The following is a 6,689-nucleotide window of genomic DNA, read 5'->3' as shown; positions in this document are numbered from 1 at the left end:
ACGCCCGTGGCGCCCGCCCCCAGTGCGGGAGGTTGTTTTTGGCTCCCCGGGCCCCCGGAGTTTGCCGCGCGCCCGGGGCCACCATACACCACGGGCGGGGGACCGGTCATGAGATGTCCGCCCCGGGGTACACGAGTTCTACGAGTCCGTAGTGCCAACCCAGTTCGGAGGCGGACATCATGGGCATCGGCGGTTGCATCGGTCTGATCGCGGTGGGGGCCATCCTCACCTTCGCGACCGACTGGCACATGGCCGGGGTCAACCTGGACCTGGTCGGACTGATCATGATGGCGGTCGGCGTCATCGGTCTGGCCGCTTACGTCAGCATCTTCAAGAAGCGCCGGGTCGTGGAGCCGATGCCGGTGATGGACGAACGCGCCCGCAACTACCCGCACGTGTGACGGACGTGCGGGGGCGTCAGGCGTCCATCCCCGCGAGCACCAGGGCGAGCCGGGCGTCCCCCTCGGCCGTCAGCCGGACGGGGACACCCCAGTCCTGCTGGTGCACATGGCAGGCCGGGAACTCGTTGTCCGGGTCGTCGTCGCACGACGCGGCCATCGCCGACACGTGGAGCACCCCCTCGCCGACGTCCCCGTTCAGGACGACGTCGCGGAAGAGGTCCGTGCCCTTGCCGGCCCCCTCCAGCAGCAGCTCCGGCGGCGTCGCGCTGACCAGCAGCCGCGTCGAGGGGCCGTAGCGCTCGTCGAGCTTCTGGCCGGCCGGGGCGGAGAACACCACGTCCAGCCGCAGCGGCCCCGGTGCCACGTCGGTCGCGGGCCGCTGCGTACGGTGCGCGGCGCCCTCGACCCGTGCCGCCTCCTCCGGCAGGCGCAGCCGCGTCAGCCGGTGGCGGGCGGACTCCACCACCACGATCTCCGCGCCGTCCACCACCGCGCCCGACGGCTCCCGCAGGTCCGTCGCGAGCGTGCCGACCTCACCGGTCGCCGGATCGAAGCGGCGCAGCGCGTGGTTGTACGTGTCGCTGACCGCGACCGACCCGTCCGGCAGCGCGGTCACCCCCAGCGGATGCTGCAGCAGCGCCTGCTCCGCGGCACCGTCACGGTGACCGAAGTCGAACAGCCCCGTGCCGACGGCGGTGCGCACCACGTACCCCGCGCCGTCAGCGGCCCGCTCCACCCAGCGCAGCGCGCTCGTCTCGGAGTCCGCGACCCACAGCCGCTCGCCCGCCGCCGCCAGTCCCGACGGCTGCGCGAACCACGCCTGCTCCGCGGGCCCGTCGACCAGCCCCTCGTTCGTCGTCCCGGCCGCCACGGCGACCGTCCCGTCCGCCGGGTCGTACGTCCACAGCTGGTGGACGCCCGCCATGGCGATCCACACCTTGCCGTCCCACCACGCCACGTCCCACGGCGACGACAGGTCGGTCCCGAGCGCCGGGCCCGAGGTCGCCGACCCCTGCCACCACTGCCTGCCGGTGCCGGCCACCGTCTCCAGGACCCCGCCCGCCGGGTCGAACGTCCGCAGCCGGTGGTTCACGGTGTCCGCGACGACCACGGTGCCGTCCGGCAGCAGCGCCAGCCCCTGCGGCTCGCTGAAGTCCCCCGGCCCGCCGATCCGCCGCACGACGGTCTCCCCGTCCGGCTCCATCTCCACCAGCTGGTGCCGGGTCGAGTCCGACACCAGCAGGTTCCCCGACGGCAGCCGCAGCGCCTTCCCAGGGAACCGCAGGTCCGTCGCCACCGGCTCCGGCGGCACGTACGGCCCGTCCCCGCGGCGCAGCGTCCCCTTCGCCGCGTGCTCCGCCTCCAGCTCGGTGACCAGCGCCTCCAGCGCGTGGGCGTGCCCCTCCCCGGAGTGCTGGGCCACGACGTAGCCCTCCGGGTCGATCACGGTCAGCGTGGGCCACGCCCGCACGGCGTACTGCTTCCAGGTGGCCAGCTCCGGATCGTCCAGCACCGGGTGGTGCACCCCGTACCGCTCCACGGCGTCCACGACCGACTGGTGCTCCGCCTCGTGCACGAACTTCGGCGAGTGGACGCCGACGATCACCACGGTGTCGCGGTGCTTCTCCTCCAGCTCGCGCAGCTCGTCGAGGACGTGCAGGCAGTTGATGCAGCAGAAGGTCCAGAAATCGAGGATCACGATCGATCCCCGCAGGTCGGAAAGGTCCAGCTGCTTGCCGCCGGTGTTGAGCCAGCCGCCCTTCCCGACCAGCTCGGGGGCACGGACACGGGCACGGCGGGGCTTGGGGGAGGACGCGGGGGCGGAATCGTTCATGCTGCAAGGGTGCCACCCCGCGCGAGGGGCGATCACAGCCGTGGGCCCGGTACAACCCTTTCCCGTCGTGGACCGTCTCTCCTGTACCGACCGTCCCTCGTGCCACGGCACGACCAGGGGCACCGCAGCGCTCCGCCGCGTCGTGCTCCCCCGTCCGGACGGACGATCCAGACCGGCGCGGGCCGCCGAAAGGCCCCCGCACGCAGCAGGAGCTCGCATGCCCACGCGCAAGAACCTCCGCCTGGTCGCCGCGACGGCCGCAGCCGTCGCACTGACCGGAGGCCTGCTCACCGTCTCGGCGGGGACCGCGGCCGCCGCACCCGCCAAGTACGCCGACGACTTCAACGGCGACGGCTACCGCGACTACGCCACCGGCGGCAGCGGTTCGGTCACCGTCACGTACGGGACCGCGAGCGGTCCCGGAACCAAGGTCAAGGCCTTCACCCAGAACAGCGCCGGCATCCCCGGGACGGCGGGCGACAGCGGAGGCTACGCCGACATGTTCGGCGACTCCCTGGCGGCCGCCGACTTCAACCGCGACGGGTACGCCGACCTCGCGGTCGGCGACGGCTCCGAGAAGGTGGGCAGCCGCGCCGCCGCCGGCGCGGTCACCGTCGTCTGGGGCTCCAAGTCGGGGCTGTCGTCCACCGCCACCCGCATACCGCTCAAGTCCCCCCACGCCGGGTACGAGTTCGGCGCCTCACTCGCGACCGGCGACTTCAACGGCGACGGCAAGATCGATCTGGCCGTCACGGACGTCGAGTCCGTGTACATCTACCGGGGCGGCTTCGCCAAGTCCGGCACCACGGGCAAGGTCACCCGCCACACCCCGGCCCCGGGCGCGGGCAACATGCTCGAACCTGCCGGGCTCGTCGCCGGGAAGGTCACCAAGGACGCCGCCACGGACCTGTACGTCCTCGGCCAGGGCTACCGGAACGACAAGGCCACCTCGGTCGCCTGGTTCCTGCGCGGCGGTTCCACCGTCAAGGCGGGCAAGTTCACCACGTACAACACCTCGTCCCCGAACTACGCCCCCTCGGGCGTGATCGCGGACTTCGACAAGAACGGCTACGGCGACCTCGCTGTCGGCGACCACCCTTACAACAAGGGCGCCGGGGCCGTCTTCGTGCTGCGCGGCGGCTCCGGCGGCCCCACCACCGGCTACCGCCTCACCCAGGCCACCGCCGGTGTCGCCACCGGCGCCACCGGCGGCGACGCGTTCGGCTCCACGGTCTCCGCGGGTGACACGAACCGCGACGGCTACCCGGACCTCGCGGTCGGTGTGCCCGGGGAGAAGATCGGCACCGTCAAGCACGCGGGCGGCGTGCACGTCCTGCGCGGCGGCAAGAAGGGGCTGACGGGCACCCGCTCCCAGTGGTTCAACCTGCAGACCGCGGGCGTCCCCGGCGATGCCACGGAGTACTCCGGGTTCGGCTGGTTCGTCCGTCTGCGCGACCTCGACCGGGACGGCGACGCCGACCTCCTGGCCTCCGGTGGCAGCTACGAACAGTCGGGCGTGCTGCTGCCCGGCGGCACCAAGGGCATCACCGCGGCCTCCGCCCGGGTGATCCCGCTGCTCGCCGCGTTCCCGCAGTAGCGGGGGCGGGTCTCGACGGCGGAAGGAAGGGCCCGGGCAGCCGCTTGCCCGGGCCCTTTCCCGTGACGCCCGCTCCGGACGGCGGAGTCCGCCGGGAGGTCCGCCGGTGCGGGGCTCAGGGGCGCAGGTCGCTCACGACGTCCGTGGTGGCGACGAGGCCGGAGTGGATGGTGGGGGCGAGGCTGGAGCCGGCGAGGCAGAAGCCGAGGAGGACGCAGAGGATCGCGTGGGAGACCTTCAGCGACTTCGCCCGGAGCAGGATGAGCGTGATCACGATCAGGAGCAGGACCACGGAGATGGATACCGCCATGGCCGTATGACGTCACAGATCGCCGCCGGGGTGGGGGCGACACGCGCGGGAAGGGCCCGGACGCACAAATGTCCGGGCCCTTCCCGTTGCCGTGCCTGGGGGCGGATCAGGCCCAGGTGATCAGGCGCTTGGGGTACTCCAGGACCGCCGCGACGTCGGCGAGGACCTTGGAGCCGAGCTCGCCGTCGACCAGGCGGTGGTCGAAGGAGAGCGCGAGCGTGGTGACCTGACGGGGCTTGACCTTGCCCTTGTGGACCCAGGGCAGCTCCTTGACCGCGCCGAAGGCGAGGATCGCGGACTCCCCGGGGTTGAGGATCGGCGTACCGGTGTCGATGCCGAAGACGCCGACGTTGGTGATGGTGACCGTGCCGCCCTGCATGTCGGCCGGTGAGGTCTTGCCCTCACGGGCCGTGGCGACCAGGTCACCGAGGGCGGACGCCAGTTCGGGCAGGGTCTTGCCCTGGGCGTCCTTGATGTTGGGGACGATCAGCCCGCGCGGGGTGGCGGCGGCGATGCCCAGGTTGACGTAGCCCTTGTGGACGATCTCCTGGTTGGCCTCGTCCCAGGCGGCGTTGACCTCCGGGTTGCGGCGGATCGCGACCAGCAGGGCCTTGGCGACCAGCAGGAGCGGGCTGACCTTGAGCCCGGCGAAGGCCGGGTCGGTCTTGAGCTCCTGCACGAGCCGCATGGTCCGGGTGATGTCGAAGGTGACGAACTCGGTCACGTGCGGCGCGGTGAAGGCGCTGGCGACCATGGCCGCGGCCGTCGCCTTCCGGACGCCCTTGATCGGGACGCGGGTCTCCAGCGCGCCCGCGGCGGGGGCCAGGGCGGCGGGAGCCGGTACCGCCGCCGGGGCGGCGGTGACCTGCGCGGGGGCGACCGGCGCGGCGGCGGGGGCCGCCGCCTTCTGGACGTCCTCGCGGGTGATCGTGCCCTGCGGCCCGGTCGGGGTGACCGCGGCCAGGTCCACGCCCAGGTCCTTGGCGAGCTTGCGCACCGGCGGCTTGGCCAGCGGGCGGACCTCGGCGGGGGCGAACCCGGCGTGAGCCGCCGGGGCCGGGGCTGCGGCGGCCGGGGCTGCGGCGGCCGGCGCCGGGGCGTGGCCGTTCAGCTCGCCCTGGACGGCCTGCTGCGCCCCGGTCTGCGCCGGAACGGCGGGCTGCTTGCGCGCCCGGCGCTTGGTCGACGAGGCGGCGACGCCGTAGCCGACCAGCACGGGCTGGCGCTTCTGCGCCGGCTCCGCGGCGGGGGCCGGCGCGGCGGCCGGCTCCGGTGCGGCCCCGGCGGCCGGTTCGCCGCCCTCGCCCTCGCCGGTGTCGACGGCGATGATCACGGTGCCGACGTCGACGGTCTCGCCCTCGGGGAAGCGCAGTTCGTGCACCACCCCGTCGAACGGGATCGGAAGCTCGACCGCGGCCTTGGCGGTCTCCACCTCGCAGACCACCTGGCCGTCGGTGACGGTGTCACCGGGCTTGACGTACCACTTGAGGATCTCGGCCTCGGTGAGTCCCTCGCCGACGTCCGGCATCTTGAACTCACGGAAGCGCTGCGGTGCTGCCACTGTCGTCACAACCCTCTCCTCAGAACGCCAGCGATCGGTCGACGGCGTCCAGCACCCGGTCCAGGCCGGGCAGGTACTCCTCCTCCACCCGGGCCGGCGGGTACGGGGCGTGGAAGCCGCCGACCCTCAGCACCGGGGCCTCCAAGTGGTAGAAGCACCGCTCGGTGATGCGGGCCGCGATCTCCGCGCCCATGCCGAGCTGCACCGGCGCCTCGTGCACGACGACCAGGCGGCGGGTCTTCTCCACCGACGCCTGGACGGCGTCGAAGTCGAGCGGGGACAGCGACCGCAGGTCCACGACCTCCAGGCTACGGCCCTCCTCGGCGGCCGCGGCGGCCGCCTCCAGGCAGACCTTCACCATGGGGCCGTACGCGGCCAGGGTGAGGTCGGTGCCCTCCCGGGCGGTACGGGCCCTGTGGAGCGGCGCGGGGATGCCGTCGGTGTCGACCTCGCCCTTGTCCCAGTAGCGGCGCTTGGGCTCCAGGAAGATCACCGGGTCGTCGGAGTCGATCGCCTGCTGCAGCATCCAGTAGGCGTCCTGCGGGGTCGACGGGGAGACGACCTTGAGTCCGGCGGTGTGCGCGAAGTACGCCTCGGGCGACTCGCTGTGGTGCTCGACGGCGCCGATGCCGCCGCCGTAGGGGATGCGGATGACGACCGGGAGCTTGATCTTGCCCAGGGCGCGCGCGTGCATCTTGGCGAGCTGGGTGACGATCTGGTCGTACGCGGGGAAGACGAAGCCGTCGAACTGGATCTCCACGACGGGGCGGTAGCCGCGCAGGGCCAGGCCGATCGCGGTGCCGACGATGCCGGACTCCGCGAGCGGGGTGTCGATCACCCGCTGCTCGCCGAAGTCCTTGTGCAGGCCGTCGGTGATCCGGAAGACGCCGCCGAGCTTGCCGATGTCCTCACCCATGAGGACGACCTTGGGGTCGGTCTCCAGGGACTTGCGCAGTGCCTCGTTGAGGGCCTTGGCGATGGTCATC

At 72.8% G+C, this 6,689-nt stretch carries 6 protein-coding genes; 2 read left to right on the top strand and 4 right to left on the bottom strand.

Annotated features, from left to right (window positions below; all coding sequences use genetic code 11):
* The first annotated feature begins 179 nt into the window (after positions 1–179).
* Entirely contained in the window at positions 180–401 is a 222-nt protein-coding gene (locus ACFV3E_RS03805; protein ID WP_499512825.1) for a hypothetical protein, read from the top strand.
* A gap of 16 nt (positions 402–417) precedes the next feature.
* Here ACFV3E_RS03805 and ACFV3E_RS03800 read toward each other — a convergent pair whose 3' ends face one another.
* Entirely contained in the window at positions 418–2,235 is a 1,818-nt protein-coding gene (locus ACFV3E_RS03800; protein ID WP_500533191.1) for an NHL domain-containing thioredoxin family protein, read from the bottom strand.
* Positions 2,236–2,452: 217 nt separating this feature from the next.
* Between ACFV3E_RS03800 and ACFV3E_RS03795 the strand changes: the two genes are divergently transcribed.
* A complete protein-coding gene (locus ACFV3E_RS03795; RefSeq protein WP_500533190.1) occupies positions 2,453–3,832 on the top strand; it encodes an FG-GAP and VCBS repeat-containing protein in 1,380 nt (459 codons plus the stop codon).
* Positions 3,833–3,947: 115 nt separating this feature from the next.
* Here the strand turns inward: ACFV3E_RS03795 and ACFV3E_RS03790 are convergent, their stop codons facing one another.
* From ACFV3E_RS03790 to ACFV3E_RS03780, 3 genes are all read right to left on the bottom strand, one after another.
* Positions 3,948–4,142, bottom strand: coding sequence for a hypothetical protein (locus ACFV3E_RS03790; RefSeq protein WP_499512828.1), 195 nt, complete (start codon positions 4,140–4,142; stop codon positions 3,948–3,950).
* 106 nt (positions 4,143–4,248) lie between these two features.
* Positions 4,249–5,670, bottom strand: coding sequence for a dihydrolipoamide acetyltransferase family protein (locus ACFV3E_RS03785; protein WP_500533393.1), 1,422 nt, complete (start codon positions 5,668–5,670; stop codon positions 4,249–4,251).
* Positions 5,671–5,722: 52 nt separating this feature from the next.
* A complete protein-coding gene (locus ACFV3E_RS03780; RefSeq protein WP_500331500.1) occupies positions 5,723–6,688 on the bottom strand; it encodes an alpha-ketoacid dehydrogenase subunit beta in 966 nt (321 codons plus the stop codon).
* Between the last annotated feature and the right edge of the window lies 1 nt (position 6,689).

The organism is Streptomyces sp. NPDC059718 (assembly GCF_042733315.1).
Taxonomy (GTDB): Bacteria; Actinomycetota; Actinomycetes; order Streptomycetales; family Streptomycetaceae; genus Actinacidiphila.
This window is presented reverse-complemented; position numbering and strand designations above follow the sequence as displayed.